This is a genomic window from Dactylosporangium salmoneum, from assembly GCF_039532525.1.
GTDB classification, from domain to species: Bacteria; Actinomycetota; Actinomycetes; order Mycobacteriales; family Micromonosporaceae; genus Dactylosporangium; species Dactylosporangium salmoneum.
The window spans coordinates 26867-47148 of sequence record NZ_BAAARV010000025.1 but is presented as its reverse complement, the minus strand read 5'-3'; the positions used below and the strand labels follow the sequence as shown (position 1 = coordinate 47148).

General features: G+C 73.5%; 17 protein-coding genes and 1 pseudogene. 14 read left to right on the top strand and 4 right to left on the bottom strand.

The features are described from left to right. Positions 1-52: 52 nt before the first annotated feature. The 3 genes from ABD352_RS15880 to ABD352_RS15870 all read right to left on the bottom strand — a co-directional run bounded on the left by ABD352_RS15880 (position 53) and on the right by ABD352_RS15870 (position 3213). Positions 53-1102 carry a PstS family phosphate ABC transporter substrate-binding protein gene (locus tag ABD352_RS15880; protein WP_344613129.1) on the bottom strand — a complete coding sequence of 350 codons (1050 nt, stop codon included), beginning with the start codon at positions 1100-1102 and terminating at the stop codon, positions 53-55. Positions 1103-1385: 283 nt separating this feature from the next. Beyond that, positions 1386-1853, bottom strand: a complete 468-nt coding sequence (locus ABD352_RS15875) for a hypothetical protein (protein WP_344613128.1) — start codon at positions 1851-1853, stop codon at positions 1386-1388. A 310-nt stretch (positions 1854-2163) separates the two neighbouring features. After that, on the bottom strand, positions 2164-3213 hold the full coding sequence (locus ABD352_RS15870; protein WP_344613127.1) for an NADPH:quinone reductase: 1050 nt from the start codon (positions 3211-3213) through the stop codon (positions 2164-2166). 96 nt (positions 3214-3309) lie between these two features. On the opposite strand from ABD352_RS15870, the gene ABD352_RS15865 reads away from it, so the two are divergent. The 7 genes and pseudogenes from ABD352_RS15865 (at position 3310) to ABD352_RS15835 (ending at position 13711) form a co-directional block, all read left to right on the top strand. Beyond that, positions 3310-4149, top strand: coding sequence for a metallophosphoesterase family protein (locus tag ABD352_RS15865; protein WP_344613126.1), 840 nt, complete (start codon positions 3310-3312; stop codon positions 4147-4149). Between the two features lie 26 nt (positions 4150-4175). Continuing rightward, on the top strand, positions 4176-4967 hold the full coding sequence (locus tag ABD352_RS15860) for an FG-GAP-like repeat-containing protein (RefSeq protein WP_344613125.1): 792 nt from the start codon (positions 4176-4178) through the stop codon (positions 4965-4967). A gap of 270 nt (positions 4968-5237) precedes the next feature. After that, on the top strand, positions 5238-6008 hold the full coding sequence (locus ABD352_RS15855) for an AfsR/SARP family transcriptional regulator (RefSeq protein WP_344613124.1): 771 nt from the start codon (positions 5238-5240) through the stop codon (positions 6006-6008). Positions 6009-6089: 81 nt separating this feature from the next. Then, a pseudogene (locus ABD352_RS15850) lies at positions 6090-7874 on the top strand (HAD-IIIC family phosphatase); the annotation flags it as partial. 111 nt (positions 7875-7985) lie between these two features. After that, positions 7986-9395 carry an acyl-CoA carboxylase subunit beta gene (locus tag ABD352_RS15845; RefSeq protein ID WP_425553560.1) on the top strand — a complete coding sequence of 470 codons (1410 nt, stop codon included), beginning with the start codon at positions 7986-7988 and terminating at the stop codon, positions 9393-9395. A 16-nt stretch (positions 9396-9411) separates the two neighbouring features. Then, a complete protein-coding gene (locus tag ABD352_RS15840; protein WP_344613123.1) occupies positions 9412-12201 on the top strand; it encodes a helix-turn-helix transcriptional regulator in 2790 nt (929 codons plus the stop codon). Between the two features lie 106 nt (positions 12202-12307). Further along, entirely contained in the window at positions 12308-13711 is a 1404-nt protein-coding gene (locus ABD352_RS15835) for an AMP-binding protein (protein ID WP_344613122.1), read from the top strand. 254 nt (positions 13712-13965) lie between these two features. Here ABD352_RS15835 and ABD352_RS15830 read toward each other — a convergent pair whose 3' ends face one another. Continuing rightward, positions 13966-14736 (bottom strand): thioesterase II family protein, encoded by a 771-nt coding sequence (locus ABD352_RS15830; RefSeq protein ID WP_344613121.1) that lies wholly within the window; start codon positions 14734-14736, stop codon positions 13966-13968. A gap of 228 nt (positions 14737-14964) precedes the next feature. Between ABD352_RS15830 and ABD352_RS15825 the strand changes: the two genes are divergently transcribed. From ABD352_RS15825 to ABD352_RS15795, 7 genes are all read left to right on the top strand, one after another. Further along, the gene (locus ABD352_RS15825; protein ID WP_344613120.1) at positions 14965-15201 is read left to right on the top strand and encodes a DUF5988 family protein; all 237 of its coding nucleotides are present in this window, start codon (positions 14965-14967) and stop codon (positions 15199-15201) included. Positions 15202-15266: 65 nt separating this feature from the next. Further along, positions 15267-15488: an acyl carrier protein gene (locus ABD352_RS15820; protein ID WP_344613119.1), complete on the top strand. Its 222-nt coding sequence runs from the start codon at positions 15267-15269 to the stop codon at positions 15486-15488. Between the two features lie 263 nt (positions 15489-15751). Continuing rightward, entirely contained in the window at positions 15752-16546 is a 795-nt protein-coding gene (locus ABD352_RS15815; protein ID WP_344613118.1) for a 2-oxo acid dehydrogenase subunit E2, read from the top strand. Further along, positions 16543-17607, top strand: a complete 1065-nt coding sequence (locus ABD352_RS15810; protein WP_344613117.1) for an alpha/beta hydrolase — start codon at positions 16543-16545, stop codon at positions 17605-17607. Before ABD352_RS15815 ends, ABD352_RS15810 begins: the two co-directional genes overlap by 4 nt. Continuing rightward, positions 17604-18260, top strand: a complete 657-nt coding sequence (locus tag ABD352_RS15805; RefSeq protein WP_344613116.1) for a 4'-phosphopantetheinyl transferase family protein — start codon at positions 17604-17606, stop codon at positions 18258-18260. Before ABD352_RS15810 ends, ABD352_RS15805 begins: the two co-directional genes overlap by 4 nt. Positions 18261-18281: 21 nt before the next feature. After that, on the top strand, positions 18282-19637 hold the full coding sequence (gene ccrA, locus ABD352_RS15800) for a crotonyl-CoA carboxylase/reductase (protein ID WP_344613115.1): 1356 nt from the start codon (positions 18282-18284) through the stop codon (positions 19635-19637). A gap of 77 nt (positions 19638-19714) precedes the next feature. Continuing rightward, positions 19715-20269, top strand: coding sequence for an allene oxide cyclase barrel-like domain-containing protein (locus ABD352_RS15795; RefSeq protein ID WP_344613114.1), 555 nt, complete (start codon positions 19715-19717; stop codon positions 20267-20269). Positions 20270-20282 lie beyond the last annotated feature (13 nt).

Genomic DNA, 20282 nt, shown 5'->3' with positions numbered 1-20282 from the left:
GCCGGGGTTGCGATACGTGCGGTCGTGCCTGTTACTGGTGGTGCGACCGACGTCAGGCCGTGTGGCAGAGGCCGGCGTCGGCGTACTGGTAGGTGAAGCCGGCCGCGTCCTCGATCAGCGGCTGGGCGAGGAACGACTGCGACATGAACCCGCCCGGGGCGAACAGGTCCTTGTTCCACTTCGCGTTGATCTCGCTCTGGCGCACGACGATGTACACCGGGCGGGTCACGCTGAAGCCGGGGCCCAGCAGCTTCACCGGGTCGGTCGACGGGGCGGTGCCGCCGTTGAAGTAGCCGTTGTGGATCATGCCCTGGCGGGCCGTCGAGAACGGCGCGATGGCGTTCGCGTTGCTCTGGATGGCGGCCGGGTCGTGCTCCTCGGCCCGGGTCACGTCGGCCCGGACCTGGGCCTCGGTCAGACCGAGCTGCTGGATGAAGAACTGCTCGGTGCCCGAGGTCGACGGCGGCAGGACCGGCACGATCGCCGTGCTGGCCGCGCCGGACGGGCCGTTCCAGCCGGTGACCTGGCCCCAGGTGCGGATGGTGCCGGTCGCCGAGTAGATCTGGACCAGGTCGGCCTTGCTGATGCCGTTGGTGCCGGCGTTGGTCGCGGTCAGGTTCGACACGGCGATCTTCAGGCCGTCCAGCGCCATCTGGTAGCAGTGCAGGCCACCCCAGCCGTTGGCGACGGCCGCGTCGTCCTCGGCCTTCGACGGCGGGCGCGACATGCGGACGTACTGCACCTTGTGCGTCGCGCCCTTGTCGCTGTTGTTCAGGAAGCTGACGCCACCGCCGGTGCCGTTGGGCCGGGTCACCGGCACGGTGCCCGCCCGCAGCACGACGGTCGCGCCGTTGGTCAGCTTGCCGCTGGCGTCGCCGGTCGCGTCGAAGTTGATGACGCGGCCGCCGGAGGAGTTGTAGCCCGGGTTGCCCAGGTAGTCACCGTCGGCCAGGAAGTTGGCGGCGAACTGGATGGTGTCCGAGCCGACGCCGACGACGTCCACGGCCTCGGGCGCGTGGTCCGCGTGCGCCGCGGTGGCCTGGGTGAGCATGAGGGCCGTGACCCCCAGGATGCCGAGGCCGGCCTTGCTGAGTCTTCTCATTCCGAGCCCTTCTGCCTCACTGAAGCTGCGAGTTGCTGTCATTTCGCCTGCAGCCACGAATGGATGCGCAAGGGACGCTGGCAGTCCAGAACCAAATATCGGGAGTCGAATCATGAACGACGAATGAAGCATTTTCCGAGCGTTTGCCGGGGCAGCATCCACCGGCGTGGTCACCATTTCGGTCACCCCGCTGCCCGCATCATTCAGTTATCTATTTCGACTTTCCCCGGGCGACACACCAGGCTTTCACCAGGCCACGCGCCAGGCATTCTCCAGGCTTTCCCTAGGCCACGCGCCCGGCCGGATCGCGTCTCGCGGGCGAAGTCTCGGCGGGGCCCCGGGTCAGCCGTTCGACCGCCCGGGGCGCCTCTCGCAGCAGGCGGCGGCCATCCGTCAGCAGCGCCGCCGGCAGTGCGGCCAGGAACCGCCCGACGTTGTACTGGCACTCGCGGGCCCGCAGGTACGAGCGATGCGAGACCGCGACCGGCGAACCGTCGAGCTCGACCCGCCAGACCCAGTGCCCGCTGGTCCCGAGCGCGGTCGAGACCGCGTTGAGCCGGTCGGCCGCGCGCACCACGCCGAGCACGGCCTCGCGGCACTGTGCCTCGGAGTCGAAGGTGCGCTCCCCTCGGCCCAGGATCCGGTTGTTGGGCGAGCACAGCATCCATGCGGTTCGCTGTTGCCGGTCCGCAACAGACTCGTCATCGTCGGGTGTGACGATCGCCAGGAAAATGAACCGTGGCGGCAACATGTGGACATTCCTCCCCGAATGTTCCGTACCCGCGCGCCGGGCAGCTGTGGCTCCTACCGGCGCGCAGGCCACCGTGCTGACAGTCGATATCGGCGATGACGTGCCACGCGTTCCTGTACGCACGCCGGACATGCGGGAGATGAACATCAAGAAACGGCGAGTAATCCATTCATCGGGAATGGCTGACCGAACAGGCGATACCCAGTGCTACCTTAAGTGTGTCTTAGGTCGGGTGGGTGCCTGAATTCCACCTGAATGCCCGCTGCGAGCGAACCGCGAGCCGCCTGACGCACGCGATTGGTGCGCTGGCTCAGATGTCCGGGTCGACCTCGATGAGGACCTTGCCGACCGCGCCGGACTCGACGGCCGCGTGGGCGGCGGCGGTCTCCGGCAGCGAGTAGACGTGCAGGGGGACGCCGGCGTCGGCGCCGAAGCGCAGTCCGCCGCCGGCCAGGGCATCGTTGACGGCGGCGGCGCCGTCCGCGAGGGCCTCCGGGCGCACGGTGTACAGCAGGACGAACTGGTACCGCGCGTTGAGCACCATGTTGCGGCGCACGTCCAGGGCCAGCGGCCCGCCCCGCCCGTCGTTGGCGTAGACGGCGATGGTGCCGCCGGGGCGCAGCACGGCGAGGTTGAGCTCGGCGTTGTGGGCGGCGGCCACCTCCACGACGACGTCGGCCCCGCCGGGGAACGCGTCGCGGACCTGCTCGGCCGCGTCCGGGTCGGTGTAGCGGACCACCCGGCCGGCGCCGGCGGCCCGGGCCAGCGCCGCCTTCTCCGGCCCGCTGACCGTGGCCACGACCGACGCCCCGGCCCAGACGGCGAGCTGGATCGCGGCGTTGCCGACCGCGCCGGCGCCGCCGGCGACGAGCACGTTGACGCCGGCCAGCGCGCCCGGTGCGAGCCGCGCGGGGGCGCCGTCGTGCACGGTGAGCGCGCGGTGGGCGGTCAGCGCGGGCACCCCGAGGCACGCGCCGGCCGCGAAGCCGACCCCGTCGGGCAACGGCACCGCGCGCTCGGCCGGCACCACGGTGTACTGCTGCGCGGTGCCGCTGCCGGGGCGCTGGTAGGCGGCGAGCATGAGCCACACCCGGTCGCCCTCGGCCAGGCCGCGCACCCCCGGGCCGACCGCGTCGACGACGCCGGCCCCGTCCTGGTTGGGCACCGCGCCGCCGGCGGGCACGTCCGAGGTGGCCGTGGCGCCGGTGCGTTGCTTCCAGTCGGTGGGGTTGACGCCGGAGACGGCCACGCGCACGCGGACCTCGCCCGGGCCGGGATCGGTCACTTCGCGGGTGAGCTCCCGCAGTACCGATGCGTCGCCGAACTCGGTGTGCACGATCGCCCTGTTCGCGCGGGTCATGACTCAACCCTACGCATTAGGGGTGCGTTACGGGTGTCGGGCCGCTCGGAACCCGGCATACGGTGGCGGGACCGAGGGGCGTTAGGGGGCGTGCCGATGGCGTCCGGATCGCTGTACGCGGTGAGCGACCTGCACGTCGTCTACGCCGAGAACCGCCAGGTCGTCGAGGGGCTGCGGCCCGTGCGAGGGGACGACTGGCTCATCGTGGCCGGCGACGTCGGGGAGTTCTTCGCCGACATCGAGTGGGCGCTGACCCTGCTGCGGGACCGCTTCGCGCGGGTCATCTGGGCGCCCGGCAACCACGAGCTGTGGACGCCGCCCGACGACCCGGTGCGGCTGCGCGGGGTGGCCCGCTACGAGGCGCTGGTCGGGCTGTGCCGCCGGCTGGGCGTCCTCACCCCGGAGGACGACTACGCGGTCTGGGACGGCGCCGGCGGGCCGGTGACGATCGCGCCGCTGTTCACGCTGTACGACTACTCGTTCCGCGCCCCCGGGGTGCACACCAAGGAGGAGTCGCTGCGCCGCGCGCACGCCGCCGGGGTGGTCTGCACCGACGAGATGCTGCTGCACGCCGACCCCTACGCGGGTGCCGACGACTGGTGCCGGGCGCGGGTCGGGCTGACCGAGCGCCGGCTCGCCGCGTGCGACCCCGACCGGCCGACCGTGCTGGTGAACCACTACCCGCTCGTGCGCCGGCCGACCGACGTCCTGTACTACCCGGAGTTCGCCCAGTGGTGCGGCACCGAGCTGACCGCGGACTGGCATCTGCGCTTCCGGGCCGCCGCGGTGGTCTACGGCCACCTGCACATCCCCCGGACCACCTGGCACGACGGCGTGCGCTTCGAAGAGGTGTCGCTGGGCTACCCGCGCGAGTGGCGCCGGCGGGGGGTGCCGCGGCCGATGCGCGCGATCTTCCCTGCACTGGCCCGCGTCTAGTTTCCTCTGTTGCCTTAGGAGCCACCATGAGCCGGTCCGATCTCGTCGTGCGCAACTACTACACCGGCGAACTGCTGCACTTCCGTCACCAGGGCGCGCTCGACGGGCCGAAGACCTACGCCGAGGCGCTGCTGATCAGCGACCGGTTCGGGCCGCGGTCGGTGGAGTGGCTGGGCATCGGCGACTTCACCGGCGGCGGGGGCACCGACCTCGTCGCGGTGACGCCGGCCGGGCGGTGCGTGCTGTACCCGGGCACGCCCGGCCCAGGCGGCGGGCTCGTGCTGGACGGCCCCCTCGATCTGGGGTGCGACCTGTCCCGCGGGGCCTACCACTCGCTGGCCGTGGCCGACGTGGACGGCGACGGCCGGGTCGGGATCGTGGCCCGCCGGGCCGGCAGCCCCGTCGTCGACGTGCTGCGCACCGAGATCGTGGCCGGGCGGCCGCGGCTGCGGGCGCCCGAGGTGCTGGCCGAGGTGGCCCGCACCGACTACCTGATCGGCATGGCCGACGTGACCGGCGACGGGCGGCTCGACCTCGTCGTCAGCCGGGCCAACGGGCAGCTCGCGGCTTTCGAGCTCGGCCTCGCCGGAGACCCGCCGCGCTGGCACCCGGTCATCCAGGTGGCGGCCGGGCACCGGATCGTGGCGATCGCCGACGTGAGCGGCGACGGGCGGCCCGACATGCTGGCGGTGCGGGCGGACGGGACGCTGGTCGCCTACCCGCACGCCGGCGGTTTCCGGCCCGGGCACCCGCTGGCCACGTTCCTCTCCCCCGTGCCGCTCGGCGCGGGTTGGGGCGAGTTCGACATCATCAACTGAGCAACGTCAATTTCTTGTAAATATATAAGCGAATGATCATTCGGTGTTGCCATCGGGCCTTCACCGCTACTGAGCAGCGACTACAGTCCGATAGGGGAGCAGGGGTACGGGATAGGGGTTATCGGCGTAGGGGTGCCGTCGATAGGATCGATTCACACAATTCGTGAATTCGGAATCGACAGACCTGAGTCGGTACAACGGACATACAATGACACGGGGCTTGCGATTCTGCGTGGGGCGAATACGGGGCGCACGGATCGGAGGCCGCATATGCGGTATGAAATTCTCGGGCCGTTACGGATAACCAACGACGAGGGCACCCGGTCGATAGCCGCCCGCAAGATCGAGGTCCTGCTGGCCCTGCTGCTCATCCGCGCGAACCAGGTGGTGTCGACCGAGGAGGTCATCGCCGAGATCTGGGGCGGCTGCGCGCCGGACCGCGCGATCGCGGCGGTGCACGTGTACATCTCCAAGCTGCGCAAGATGCTGGGCCTCGACGCGCAGGGCGACAGCCCGATCGTGACCCGGCCGCCGGGTTACGTGTTCCGGCTGGGCGCGGCCGGGTTCGACGTTGACGACCTGCAGGCGCTCATGCGGGAGGGCCGGGCCCACCTGCGCGGCGGCCGGCACCGGCCGGCCGCGCACGCGTTCGGCGAGGCCCTGCGGCTGTGGCGCGGCCCGGTGCTCGGCGACGCGGTGAGCGGGCCGGTCACCACCAGCTTCGTGACGTGGCTGGAGGAGGCGCGGCTGGAGTGCATCGAGTCGCTCATCGACTCGCAGCTGCACCTGGGGATGCACCGGGAGCTGGTCGGCTGGCTGTTCACGCTCATCGGGGAGTACCCGCTGCGCGAGACGTTCTATCGCCAGCTGATGCTCGGGCTGTGCCGATCGGAGCGGCAGGCCGACGCCCTGCGGGTGTTCCACATCGCCCGCCGGACCCTCAACGAGGAATTGGGGCTGGAGCCCAGCCGGGCCCTGCAGCAATTGCACGAGGCAATTCTTCGGGCGGACGAGCGGCTTGAGGTCGACGCCGCCGCATAGCGGCGTAAGGCCGCCTTTAGAGGCGCGCGATACATCGATTACGGTTTATCACGTCGCCGGCAGTAGAGGGTTCGAGAACCGATGACCACGCTCACGCGCGAAACCGGGAGTCCCGCCCAGGAGCCGGGATCCCTCCTACTCGACCTGCACCGCTCCGGCCGCCTCGCCGGGGAGTTCCCCCGCATCGGCCGGCTGCTCGACGGGCTGTCCGGCGGCGAGCTGATGCGCGCCGGCACCCTGCTGTCGCGGCTGAGCGCCGAGGACGTGCTGGCGCAACACCCGGGCCTGCCGGCGCTGACCGTCGCGGTGACCGGGCACGGGACCCTGGCCGGCCTGGTGCCGGCGCTCACCGCGGAGCTGGCCCGGCACGGCGTGCTGTGCCGGGCCGTGGCCGGGCAGTTCGACGGCTACGTGCTCGACCTGGCCGAGCCGGGCAGCGCGCTGTACGCGGCCGAGCCCGACGTCGTGCTGTGCGTGCTCGACCCGGCCGTCGTCTTCGACGAGGTGCCGGTGCCGTGGCGGGTCGAGGACGTGGAGCGGGTCCTGGCCGAGAAGGTCGAGCTGCTGGCCGGGCTGGCCGCGACCTTCCAGCAGGCCCAGGGCGGAGTGCTGGTGCTCAACACGCTTCCGCTGCCCCGCGAGCTCACCGCGCAGCTGCTCGACCACCGGTCCCGGTCCCGGCTCGGCGCGGTCTGGCGGGAGGCCAACGCGCGGCTGCTGCGGCTGCCGGAGACCTTCCCGGGCCTGGTCGTGCTCGACCTCGACCCGCTGCTGAGCGGGCCGGTCGCGGTGAGCGAGCCGCGGCACCGGGTGTACGCCAAGGCGCACCTGTCGGCCGAGCTGCTGGTGGAGTACGCCCGCGAGGTCGGCCACCTGGCCCGGCACCTGGTCGGGCGGACCCGCAAGTGCCTGGCCCTGGACCTGGACAACACGACGTGGGGCGGCATCCTCGGCGAGGACGGCGCCGACGGCATCGAGGTGGCGGGCAGCTACCGGGGCGAGGCGTACAAGGCCTTCCAGCGGGTCGTCAAGCAGATCACGTCGCAGGGCGTGCTGCTCGCCGCAGTGAGCAAGAACGATGCCTCCGAGGTACGGTCGGTGCTGAGCGGGCATCCCGACATGACACTGCGGGAGGAGGACTTCGTGCGGGTGGTGGCCAACTGGCGACCGAAGCACGAAAACCTGGTCGAGCTGGCCACGGACCTCAACATCGGCCTGGACAGCGTCGTCTTCGTCGACGACAGCTCGTACGAGTGCGGCCTGATCCGGCAGGAGCTCCCCGAGGTCGCGGTGGTGGCGGTCGACGAGGATCCGGCGACGCACGTGCTCAAGCTGGTCCGCGACGGGTGGTTCGACACCCGGGAGCTGACCGACGAGGACCGGGTCCGCACCGACCGGTACCGCGAGGAGCTCGCCCGCAAGGACTTCCTCGACACCTTCGCCTCCCTCGACGACTACCTCGGCGCGCTCGGGCTGGAGGTCGACCTGCGCCCGATGGGCGAGGCCGACGTGGCGCGGGTGTCCCAGCTGACCCTGCGCACCAACCAGTTCCACCTCGCCGGCCAGCGGCTGCAGCCGGACGAGGTCCGCGCCCGGCTGGGCGACGCGGCCGCCCCGGTGCTCACCATCCGCTCGCGGGACCGCTTCGGCGACCACGGGCTGGTCGGCGCGATCATGACCCGGCGCGAGGGCGACCGGCTGCACATCGAGAACTTCCTGCTGAGCTGCCGGGTGTTCTCCCGCGGCATCGAGTCGAGCTGCCTGACCGAGGTGCTGCGGTGGGCCCGCGACAGCGGCGCGGCCGCGGTCACCGCCGACTACCGGGCGACCGCGCGCAACGGCAAGGTGGCCGACTTCTACCCGCGCAACGGGTTCGCGGCCGGCAGCCCCTTCCGGCACGACCTGGCCGTCATCCCCTCCCCCGCGGCGCACATCAAGCTGGCCGTGACGCTGCCGGCCGTGGTGATCAAGGAAGTCGTGGTCCAACCGGAAGTCGCGGTCAGACCGAAGGCGCCGGAGGCCCGGGACCGGCTGGAGCGGCTGCTCGACGAGGGGACGCTGACCGCGCTGCACGCCGACCCCGCCGAGGGCATCGTCACCGCGCGAGGGCGCATCGACGGCGTGAAGGTGGTCGCGTACTGCACCGACGCCACCAAGCGCGGCGGCGCCATCGGCCACGCGGCCGCCGAGCACATCGTCGAGGCGATCGACGCGGCCATGCGGGACCGCTGCCCGGTGGTGGGCCTGTGGCACTCGGCCGGCGCCAAGCTGACCGAGGGCATCCAGTCCATGGACGGCGTCGGCCGGATGTTCGCCGCGATGACCCGCGCCTCGGGCAAGGTGCCGCAGATCTCGGTCGTGCTCGGCCCGGCCGCCGGCGCCGCCGCCTACGGGCCCGCGCTCACCGACGTCGTCATCATGGCGCCGGCCGGGCGGCTCTTCATCACCGGCCCGGACGTCGTGCGCAGCGTCACCGGCGAGCAGATCGACATGGAGGGGCTCGGCGGCACCGAGGCACACGGCCGCCGCTCCGGCGTGGCCCACATCGTGGCCGATTCCGAGGACGACGCGCTGCGCCGGGCCCGCCGGCTGGTCGGGCTGTTGCAGCGGCCCGGCCGCTTCGCGCTGGACGGGCTGCGGGAGCCGGTCGACCTCGCCGCGCTGCTGCCCGGCCGGTCCCGCCGGGCCTACGACGTGCGCCCGCTGGTGCGGGCCATCCTGGACGGGCCGGACGAGTTCGAGGAGCTGCAGCCGAAGTGGGCCGCCGCCATGGTGACCGGCTTCGGCCGGCTGGGCGGGCGGACCGTGGGCGTGCTGGCCAACAACCCGCTGCGCCGGGGCGGCTGCCTGGACTCGCTGACCGCGGAGAAGGCGGCCCGGTTCGTGCGGATGAGCGACTCGTTCGGCGTGCCGCTGCTCGTCGTCGTGGACGTTCCGGGGTACCTCCCGGGCGTCAAGGAGGAGTGGGACGGGGTCGTCCGCCGGGGCGCCAAGCTGCTCTACGCCTTCGCCGAGTCGGTTGTGCCGCGGGTGACCCTGGTGACCCGCAAGTCCTACGGCGGCGCCTACATCGCCATGAACTCCCGGTCGCTGGGGGCGAGCGCGGTGCTGGCCTGGCCGCAGGCGGAGGTGGCCGTGATGGGCGCCGAGGCGGCCGTGCGGGTGCTGCACCGCAAGGCGCTGGCCGCGGCCGAGGGGCCGGCCCAGGCCGAGCTGCTGGCCCGGCTGATGGCCGAGCACGAGCGCACCTCGGGCGGCGTGGCCCGCGGCGTGGCGCTCGGCCTGGTCGACGAGGTGATCGATCCCGCCACCACCCGGCTGCGCGTCGCCGAGGCGCTCGCCGGCGCCCCGGCCGGCCGGGGTCACCACGGGAACATTCCGCTGTGACGGAGGCTTTGGTGCGATGACTTCGGCCCGTACGGGGGTGGGCATCCTTGTCGAACGCGAGGCGGAGCTGTCGGCGATGGCCGACCGGTTCGAGGAGGCGCTCGCCGGCCGGGGACAGCTGGTGCTGGTCTCCGGCCCGGTGGGCAGTGGCAAGACCGCGCTGCTGCAGGCCTTCGCCGATCACGAGGTGGGGTCGAGGGCCCGGGTGCTGCGGGCGGTCGGCTCCCGCGCCGAGCGGACCCTGTCCCTCGGCGTGGTGGGCCAGCTGTTCCGGCACGCCGACCTGAGCCCGGAGGGCAAGGAGCGCGTGTCGCGGCTGCTCGACGACGGGGCCTTCTCCTCGATGATCAACGACGGGGACGGCGAGACCGGCGGCGAGGTTTCCGCGCACGTCCTGCAGGGCCTGTGCCTGGCCATGCTGCAGCTGGCCGAGCAGCGCCCGCTCGTCGTGGCGCTGGACGACGTGCACTACATCGACGGTGCCTCGCTGCAGTGGCTGTCGTACCTGGTGCGCCGGCTGCGCCAGGCCCGGGTGCTGGTGGTGTGCAACGAGGCCACCCGGCTGGTCCCGGTGCACCCGGCCTTCCACGCCGAGCTGCTGCACGAGCCGCGCACCACGCGGATCAGGCTGGGGCCGCTGTCGCGGACCGGGGTGCAGCAGGTGCTGGCCCCGTCGCCGCGCACGGCGGCGACCCGCACGCTGGCCGCCGACTGCCACCGCATCACCGGCGGCAACCCGGCGCTGCTGCGCGGGCTGATCGCCGACTCGACCGGCGACCGCGGGGCCGCGCCCGGCCACCTGGTCGTCGGGGCCGGCTTCGCCCAGGCGCTGGTGATCTGCCTGTACCGCTGCGAGTTCACCCTCCTGAAGGTGGCCCGCGCGCTGGCCGTGCTGGACGAACCGGCCTCGATGCCGCTGCTGGGCCGGCTGGCCGACGTGGAGCCCGAGCTCGCCCAGCGTGCGGTCGAGGCGCTGAACGCGGGCGGCTTCCTCGACGACGGGCAGTTCCGCCACCCGGCCGCCCGGGCCGCGGTGCTCGACGGGATGGTGCCGGAGGAGCGCGCGGCCATGCACCTGCGGGCCGCGCGGCTGCTCAACAGCGACGCCGCACCGGCCGTCGTGGTGGCCCGGCACCTGCTGCTGGCCGACTTCGTCGAGGACCCGTGGATCCCGCCGGTGCTGCACGAAGCGGCCGACCACGCCCTGGCCATCGGCGACGTGAACGCCGCGATCAGCTTCCTGCGCCTGGCCCACCAGATCGGCGGCGACGAGGCGCAGCGGGCGGTGAGCGAGGCCGCGCTCGCCCGGGCCGAGTGGCGGCTCAACCCGCAGCGCACCGCCCGGCATCTGACCGACCTGGCCGGCTACGTGCGGGCCGGGCACCTCACCGGGCGCGACGCGCTGAGCGTGGTCGACTGGCTGCTGTGGTTCGGGCGGGTGGACAAGGCCGTGGCGCTGCTCGACGTCATCGGGCGCAACGCCGACCGGCTCGACGCCGAGGCGACCGAGGGCCTGAACCTGTCCCGGCTGTGGACCGCCTGCGCCTACCCGGGCGCGGGCCGCACGCACGACTGCCCGGCGACCGGCCCGGCGACTACCCGGCTGCAGGCCGGCTACCTGCTGGTCGAGGTGCTCACCAGCGGCCCGACGGCGCGCTGCGTGGCCGAGGCGGAGCAGATCCTGCACGGCAGCCGCCTCGACGAGCGCACCATCGGCCCGATCGGAGTGGCACTGGCCGCGCTGGTCTACGGCGACCGGCTCGGCATGGCCGCGCAGCGCTGCGACGCGTTGCTGCACGAGGCCGAGGGGCGCCGGGCGCCGACCTGGCACGCCGTGCTGGCAGCGCTGCGGGCCGAGATCGCGCTGCGCCAGGGCGACCTGCGCGTCGCCGAGGACTACGCGCGGGCCGCCCTTGCCGTCATCCCGCCCAAGGCCTGGGGCGTGGCGATCGGGGCGCCGCTGTCGACGCTGCTGCGCGCCTGCACCGCGATGGGCCGCTACGACGACGCCGTGACGCACCTGCGCATGCCGGTGCCCGACGCGCTGTTCCAGACCCCGATCGGGCTGCACTACCTGCAGGCGCGGGGCCGCTACTTCCGCACCACCGGCCGGCACTCGGCCGCCCTGGCCGACTTCCAGACCATCGGCGAGCTGATGACCGCCTGGGAGGCGGAGATCCCGGCATTCGTACCGTGGTGGGGCGAGGCCGCCGAGACGCACCTGGCCCTCGGCCGCCCCCGCGAGGCCCACGACCTGATCGTGGAGCAGCTGCGCCGGCTCCAGCCGGGGCACGTGCGGACGCGGGCGATCTCGCTGCGCATCCTGGCCGCGACGGGCGACCCGCGCCGCACCGAGCTGCTGCAGCGGGCGGTGACCGCGCTGCAGTCCTGCGGTGACCGGCTCGAGCTGGCCTACGCGCTCACCGACCTGAGCCAGGCCCAGCAGGACGAGGGCAACCTGGGGCAGGCCCGGGTCACCCGGCGGCGGGCCCGGGACCTGGCGAAGATGTGCGGGGCGTTCCTCGGCGGCCTGGACCCGGCGGCCGACCCGTTGGGCACCGCCCCGCCGGCCCCGCCCACCCCCGTCGAGGAGACGGTGAGCGAACTCAGCGACGCCGAGCGGCGGGTGGCGGTGCTGGCCGCGCAGGGGCACACCAACCGGCAGATCTCCGACAAGCTCTACGTCACCGTGAGCACCGTCGAGCAGCACCTGACCAGGGTGTACCGCAAGCTGAACATCAACAGCCGGGCCGACCTCCCGCTGCGGCTCACCTCCGACGTCGTGGGCTGGCCGCCCGGAGCGTAGCCAGGCGGCTACACATTGACGGCATTCGCTGTAGAATCGTCCCATCTTCGGCGGAATTCGGCCGTTCCGCCCAGTACATGACGCCGGGTAGCCCAAGGAGACGCGAGTGCCTGCCCTACTCTCCGGCCTCCTCGGAGCGGGCGACGACCGCCCCGACGCCATCCGGGTCGTGGACCGGCAGCTGTCCCGCGAGCAGCTGCTGCTGTGCGCGACCGCCCTGGCCGACGAGATCCGGGGCGCCGGCATGGTGGCCATCGACGCCACGCCGAGCATCGAGTCGGTGGTGGCCGTGGTGGCGGCGCTCATCGCCGGGGTGACGGCCGTGCCCGTGCCGGCCGAGGCCGACCTCCGCCAGCGCCAGCACATCCTCGGCGACTCCGGGGCCCGGGTGCTGCTGTCCACCCGGGCCGAGCCGATCGACCCCCGCATCCCGGCGGTCGCCGTCGACCTGCGCCGCCGCTCGGCCGGCAGCCACCCCGAGCCGCCGGCGTCCGGCCCCGCGCTGGTGCTCTACACCGGCGGCACCACCGGCGTGCCGAAGGGCGTGGTCATCTCCCGGGCCGCGCTGGCCGCCGAGATGGACGCGCTGGCCGACGCGTGGGCCTGGACGGCCGGCGACGTGGTCGTGCACGGGCTGTCGCTGTCCCGGCTGCAGGGCCTCGTGGCGGGGCTGCTCGGCCCGCTGCGGGTGGGCTGCCGCCTGCGCCACACCGGCCGGCCCGGCTCGAAGCACTACGCGGCCGCCGACGGCACCATGTACCTCGGCCTGCCCCAGATCTGGGCGCAGATCTGCGCCGACCCGGCCTCGGCCCGCGCCCTGCGCGGCGCCCGGCTGCTCGTCTCCGCCGACGCGGCCCTGCCGGTCACCGTCTTCAACCGGCTGGCCGCGCTGACCGGGCACCGGCCGGTGGAGGCCTACGGCATGACCGAGACGCTGGTGACCGTCGGCGGGCGGGCGCTGGGCGAGCGGCGGCCGGGCTTCGCCGGCACCCCGCTGCGGGGCGTGCAGACCCGCCTCGCGGCCGAGGACGGCACCACGATCCCGTGCGACGACCAGACCATCGGCGAGCTGTGCGTGCGCGGGCCGATGCTGTTCGGGGGGTACCTCAACCGCCCACCCGGCGACGCCGCCTACACGGCCGACGGGTGGTTCCGCACCGGCGACGCGGCGAGCATCGGGCCGGACGGCTGGCACCGCATCGTGGGGCGGGTACCGACCGACATCATCCTCACCGCCGGCGGGCTGCGCATCGGCGCCGGCGAGGTGGAGGACACCCTGCTGGCCCACCCGGCGGTGCGGGAGGCGGCGGTGGTGGGGGTGCCGCACCGCGACGGGGGCGCGCGGGTGGTCGCCTACGTGTGCGCCGAGGGGGTCGGGCCGCAGGAGCTCATCGACTTCGTGGCGCGGATGCTGGCCCCGCAGAAGCGGCCGAGCCAGGTGCGCATCGTGCCGGACCTGCCGCGCAACGCGATGGGCAAGGTGCAGAAGCACCTGCTGCGCGGCCGCTGAGCCTGCGCGGCCGCTGAGCCTGCGCGGCCGCTGAGCCCGCGCGGCCACTGAGCCCGCGCGGCCACTGAGCCCGCGCGGCCACTGAGCCCGCGCGGCCACTGAGCCCGCGCGGCCACTGAGCCCGCGCGGCCACTGAGCCCGCGCGGCCACTGAGCCCGCGGCCATTGAGCCCAGGCGGCCACTGAGCGCACGCCGCCACTGAGCCCGCGCGGCCACTGAGCCTGCGCGGGCGGCCCCGCCGCGGGCCGGCCTCCTCAGGCCTTGCTCGCGGCCGCGGCGGTCAGGTCATCGCGGATCAGCTGGATGAGCCGGGCGCTCTGGTCGACCAGGTAGAAGTGGCCGCCGGGGAACACGCGCAGGTCGAACGGGCCGGTGGTGTGGTCGGCCCAGGCCCGCGCCTCGGCGGCGGAGACCCGCGGGTCGCGGTCGCCGATGACGGCGGTGACCGGGCACGACAGCGCCTGGCCGGGCGTGTGCCGGTACGTCTCGATCGCCCGGTAGTCGTTGCGGATCGCCGGCATGATCATGGCGAGCGCGTCTGGGTCGTCGAGCAGCCCGCCGCCGGTGCCGTCCAGCTCGCGCAGCTCGGCGATGATGCTCTGCTCGCCCTGCTGGTGCAGGGCCTCCTCGCGGTACCGCGACGGCGCCCGCCGCCCCGAGGCGTAGAGGCGCAGCAGCGGCGCCCCGCCGGCCGCCTCGAAGCGCAGCGCCACCTCGTAGGCGAGCACCGCGCCCATGCTGTGCCCGAAGAAGGCGGTCGGCCGGTCGAGCAGCCCTTCGAGCGCGCCGAACGCGGCGTCGGCCAGGCGGCTGATGCTGTCGATGTTCGGCTCGGCCCGCCGGTCCTGGCGCCCGGGGTACTGCAGCGCGAAGACGTCGGTCGCGGGAGCCATCCGGGCCGAGACGGGGAAGAAGAAGCTCGCCGAGCCGCCGGCGTGCGCGAAGCACACCAGCCGGACGGCGGCCCCGGGCGCCGGGTGGAACCGCCGGATCCAGGTCTGCTGGGCGCTGGTCAGCTGGGTCATGACGTCGGCGTTCCTCTCCGCGGGCGGTGATACCTAGCATCGCCTCGGCGCCCGCCCCGGCATACCCGGAAACGGCCCCTATCGCTGCCGGTTAGGGGGCCGCTAAGGGTTGGCCGCCCCCTGGGCTGTGCATAACGTCACAGCTGCCGAGGGCGCCGCCGCCACCGCGGTCGGCCGCGCCACGGGCGAACCCAAGCCGCTGTCATGCCCCTCAAAGGAGGCCATGCGATGGTTCACGTCCCCGATCTCGACAACGACCCGGTGGAGCTCGTCGAGGCGATCCTGGAGGGCGGCCCGGCGCACTTCCCGGCCGAGCTGCGCGCCCGCCAGGTCCCGCACACCGACGAGAAGATCAAGGTGCCGCACCTCAACGGCTACGAGCACTTCGAGCGCGACCCGGCCGCCTGCCCGGTGGGCGTGCCGATCGTCTACCGCTGGACCGGCCGGACCCGCGTCGCGGAGTAAGCGCCGCTTAAGCGGGCCGGTCGATGGTGGGCGCCGGTACCCCTACCCCCGGAAGGGACAAGCTGGTGGACGTTGACGACTTCGTCGGCCTGCTCCGCGACGAGCTGAGCCTGGAGGTGTCCCGCGCGGACCTCGGGCGCCGGCTCGACGAGCTGCCCGGATGGGACTCCGTCCACCTGCTGTGGCTGCTGACCATCCTCGAGCAGCGCATCGGCCGGCCCATCTCCCTGCCGGAGCTGCTGGAGGCGCAGAGCCTGCAGGAGCTGCACGAGCGGGCCGCGGCATGAGCGGTCCGGAGCGGAGCGGAGGGGCCGCGAACAACAAGCACGGGGTTGGCTCAGGCCGTCGCCGGAGCGCAGCGGAGGTGACGGCATGAGCGGTCCGGAGCGGAGCGGAGGGGCCGCGAACAACAAGCACGGGGTTGGCTCAGGCCGTCGCCTGAGCGCAGCGGAGGTGACGGCATGAGCGGTCCGGAGCGGAGCGGAGGGGCCGCGAACAACAAGCACGGGGTTGGCTCAGGCCGTCGCCGGAGCGCAGCGGAGGTGACGGCATGAGCGTCGCCCCGCTCGCGCCGCAGCGCCGGCACACGCTGTTCTTCCTGGAGCAGGCCCGCGCGATCGCGCCGGTCTTCCTCGACACCGAGGTCGACATGGCCCGCGTGGTCGTGCACCGGGCCGCCGGACGGGCGGCCGGGCGGCCCGTCTCCCCCGTGACCTACCTGCTCTACTGCGCCGCCCGGGTGCTGGCCGCGCACCCCGAGGCCAACGCCGCGATCGGCGGCGGCCGGCGCCCGAAGGTGGCCCGCTACGAGCGGGTGGCCGGCAAGGTCACCTTCGACAAGACCCTCGACGGGCACCGCGTCGTGCTGACCACGGTCCTGCCCGACCTGGACGCCGCCCCGCTGGAGGACATCCAGCGGCGGCTGGAGCACTTCCGCGACGGCGACCCGGCGACGATGCCGGAGCTCGCCAAGGTGCGCGCCCTGCACCGGATGCCGATCGGGCTGGGCCGGCTGGCCGCGCGGATGGCCAACCGATCGCTGCGCCGCCGGGCCGAGCTGATGGGCACGTTCGCGGTCACCTCGCTCGGGCACCGCCCGGTGGACTCGTTCCACTCCGTCGGCGGCACCACCGTGACGCTCGGCATGGGGCGGATCCTCGACCGCCCGGTGGCCCGCGGCGGCGCGGTGGTCATCGCCCCGGTGATGCGGCTCAGCCTGGCCTTCGACCACCGCGTCATCGACGGCGCCGAGGCGGCCGACGTCCTGGCCGGCATCAAGGACTCGCTGGAGACGTTCGCGCCGGCCGAGGCGGCCGCGCCCGTCGAGGCGGGCGTCGCGGGATGAACGACGTCGCCGAGCTCAAGGAGTTCGCCGTCACCCACGCCCGCGCGCAGAACATCGCCGGCTACCGGGACGTGCTCGCCCGCGTCGACAACGACGAGGACGGCGCCGAGGGCTCGTGGGCGATCGAGTGGACGCGGGCCGGCGCGGCGCTGGAGGAGCGGGGCAAGCACCTGGAGGCCGCCCAGTGCTACAACATGGGCCGCTTCCCGTTCGTCGACGGCCCCGCCCGCTCCGACGCGCTACGGCGGTGCGTGGCCGCGTTCGACCGGTGGCGCGGGCCGGGCATCGAGCGGATCGCGGTCGACGGCGGGCAGGTCCACGGCTGGGCCGCCGGGCTGTCGGCCGCCAAGCCGCGCCCGCTGCTGGTGGTCACCGGCGGCATCGTGAGCATCAAGGAGCAGTGGGCGCCGATCCTCTCCGCGGTGACGCGCCTCGGGATGGCCGGCGTGGTCACCGAGATGCCGGGCGTCGGGGAGAACTCGTTGCCGTACACCCCGGACAGCTGGCGCATGCTGAGCGCCGTCCTCGACGCGGTGGCCGGCCGGGCCGACGTGTCGCGGACGTATGCGCTCGCCCTGAGCTTCAGCGGCCACCTCGCCATGCGCTGTGCCCTGGACGACCCGCGCATCCGCGGCATCGTGACCGCCGGCGCGCCGGTGCGCGGCTTCTTCACCGACCGCGCCTGGCTGCGCACGGTACCCCGGCTCACCATGGACACCCTGGCCCACCTGACCCGCACCGGGCGCGACGACGTCGCCGGGCAGCTGGACAAGTGGGCCCTCAGCGATGAGCAGCTGCGGGCGCTGGAGATTCCGGTGTACTACATGAAGAGCGCCCGCGACGAGATCATCCCGCCCGCCGAGGCCGAACTGGTCCGCTCCCGGGTCCGCGAGGCGCACCTGCTGGAGCACGACGACACCCACGGCTCCCCCGGCCACATCGCCGAGACCCGGCTGTGGTCGGTCTGGGCGGTGCTGCACGCGCGGCGGGCGCTCCCGGCGCAGCGGATGGCCCTGGGCGCCGCGCTGCGCCTGCTGCGGGCCCGCCCCCGCCGCCGATGACCGCGCTGCGGGATCTCCTGCCGGAAACGATCGCGGTCCGGGAGACGGCGGCGGACCTGTCCGAACCCCTGCTCCCGCAGGAGGAGCCGTTCGTCGCGCGGGCCGTCGACAAGCGCCGCCGCGAGTTCACCACCGTGCGCGCGTGCGCCCGCTCGGCCCTGGCCGGCCTGGGCGTGCCGCCGGTGCCCATCCTGCCCGGCGACCGCGGCGCGCCCGGCTGGCCGCCCGGGATCGTCGGCAGCATGACCCACTGCGACGGGTACCGCGCGGCCGCCGTGGCCCGGCGCGACGACATCCGTTCGATCGGCATCGACGCGGAGCCCGACGCGCCGCTGCCCGGCGGCGTGCTCGAGTCGGTGGCCCGGCCGGCCGAGCGGGACATGGTCCGCCGGCTCGCCGCCGAGCCGGCCGCGCACTGGGACCGGCTGTTGTTCAGCGCCAAGGAGTCCGTCTACAAGGCCTGGTTCCCGCTGACCGGCGCCTGGCTGGGCTTCGAGGACGCCGAGATCCTCATCGACCCGGCGGGGCGGACGTTCACCGCCCGGCTGCTGGTGCCGTGGCCGGCGCGGGACACCCCGCCGCTGCACCGGCTGGACGGCCGCTGGGTGCGCCGGGACGGGCTCGTGATCAGCGCAATCGTGGTGCCGGCCTAGGGCCGCGGAAAGGGTGACGACATGCAGGACGTATTGGACGCGATCCTCGCGGACCGGACCGGGGAGCTGGCCGGGATGCCCGTCCCGCCGACGTACCGGGGCATGGCGGTGCAGGCGGCTGAGCAGGACATGTTCGCCGGCATGGCCACGCGGGACAAGGACCCGCGCAAGTCGCTGCGCATGGTCGAGGCGCGCACGCCGGAGGTCGGGCCGGGCGAGGCGCTCGTCGCCGTGATGGCCTCGGCGATCAACTACAACACGGTGTGGACGTCCATCTTCGAGCCCGTCTCGACGTTCTCCTTCCTGCGCCGGTACGGCAGAACCTCGCCCCTGGCCGCCCGGCACGACCTGCCGTACCACGTCGTCGGCTCCGACCTCGCCGGCGTAGTGCTGCGCACCGGGCCGGGCGTGCACCTGTGGAAGCCCGGGCAGGAGGTGGTCGCCCACTGCCTCTCGGTGGAGCTGGAGGACCCGGCCGGGCACGACGACACCCTGCTGGACCCGCAGCAGCGCATCTGGGGGTACGAGACCAACTTCGGCGGCCTGGCCGAGCTCGCGCTGGTGAAGACCAACCAGCTGATGCCCAAGCCCGCGCACCTGTCGTGGGAGGAGGCGGCCGCGCCCGGGCTGGTCAACTCGACCGCCTATCGGCAGCTGGTCTCCAAGAACGGGGCCCGTATGAAGCAGGGCGACCACATCCTGATCTGGGGCGCCAGCGGCGGCCTCGGCTCGTACGCGACCCAGCTCGCCCTCAACGGCGGCGCCGTGCCGATCTGCGTGGTCTCCTCCGCCGCCAAGGCCGAGCTGTGCCGGCGGATGGGCGCCGAGCTCGTCATCGACCGCACCGCCGGGGACTTCCGGTTCTGGGAGGACGAGCACACCCCGAGCATTGCCGGATGGCGCCGCTTCGGGCAGGCCATCCGCGAGCTCACCGGCGGCCACGACCCGGACATCGTCTTCGAGCACCCGGGCCGGGACACGTTCGGCGCCAGCGTCTACGTGGCCCGCCGCGGCGGCACCGTCGTCACCTGCGCCTCCACGACCGGCTACCAGCACCACTTCGACAACCGGTACCTGTGGATGCACGTCAAGCGGATCATCGGCTCGCACTTCGCCAACTACGCCGAGGCGGCCGCGGCCAACCGGCTCATCGCGCGCGGGGCGATCCATCCGACACTGTCGCGCACGTACCCGCTCGCGGAGGCCGGCCAGGCCGCGCACGACGTGCACCAGAACCGCCACCAGGGCAAGGTCGGCGTGCTGTGCCTGGCGCCGCAGGAGGGCCTCGGCGTGCGCGACCCGGAGCTGCGCGCCCGCCACCTCCGGAGCATCAACCGGTTCCGCTCCGACGCCTCCGCGGCGCAAGGGCCGCTTTAGCGGACTGGCCAAGCATGACCTTCGCAGTTGTGCCGGCCGTTCGGGCCGGTACGACCCGACCAGAAGGGAAGGCCTTCATGCGCCTCGGCAAACCGAGCCGCCCGCTCGCCCTGTCCGCCGCCGTGGTGACCGTCAGCGCGATCGGTGGCGTCGCCTTCGCCGCCTCTTCCGCCGAGGCCACGGCGACGGGGGCCGGACACGGCAAGTACGGCTGCACGACCATCGACTACTTCGAGCGCACCGACAAGCACGACGCCAACAAGCCCCTGCCGGACCCGCGCAACGTCCCGGTCGGCCTGCAGCTGACCTACTTCGACTCGGTCTACGACCCGTCCGGCACGACGAAGGTCGGCGACGCGGCCGGGGTCAACAGCATGGTCGAGAAGCGGGCGTCGGACGGGCACATCATCCAGTACGTCACGCAGCAGTACACCTTCGCCGACGGCAGCCTCGTCGCCTCCGGGTCGATGGACCGCAGCGACGTCATCGGCCAGAAGTGGGTCGGCACCCCGGTCTACGGCACCGCCGGCCGTTACCTGGGTCTGGCCGGCACGTGGACGTGGCGCCTGGTCGACCTGACCGACCCGACGGCGCCCGCCGTCGTCAAGTTCACCCTCTGCGGACGCATGTAGTTCGTTTTGTGAC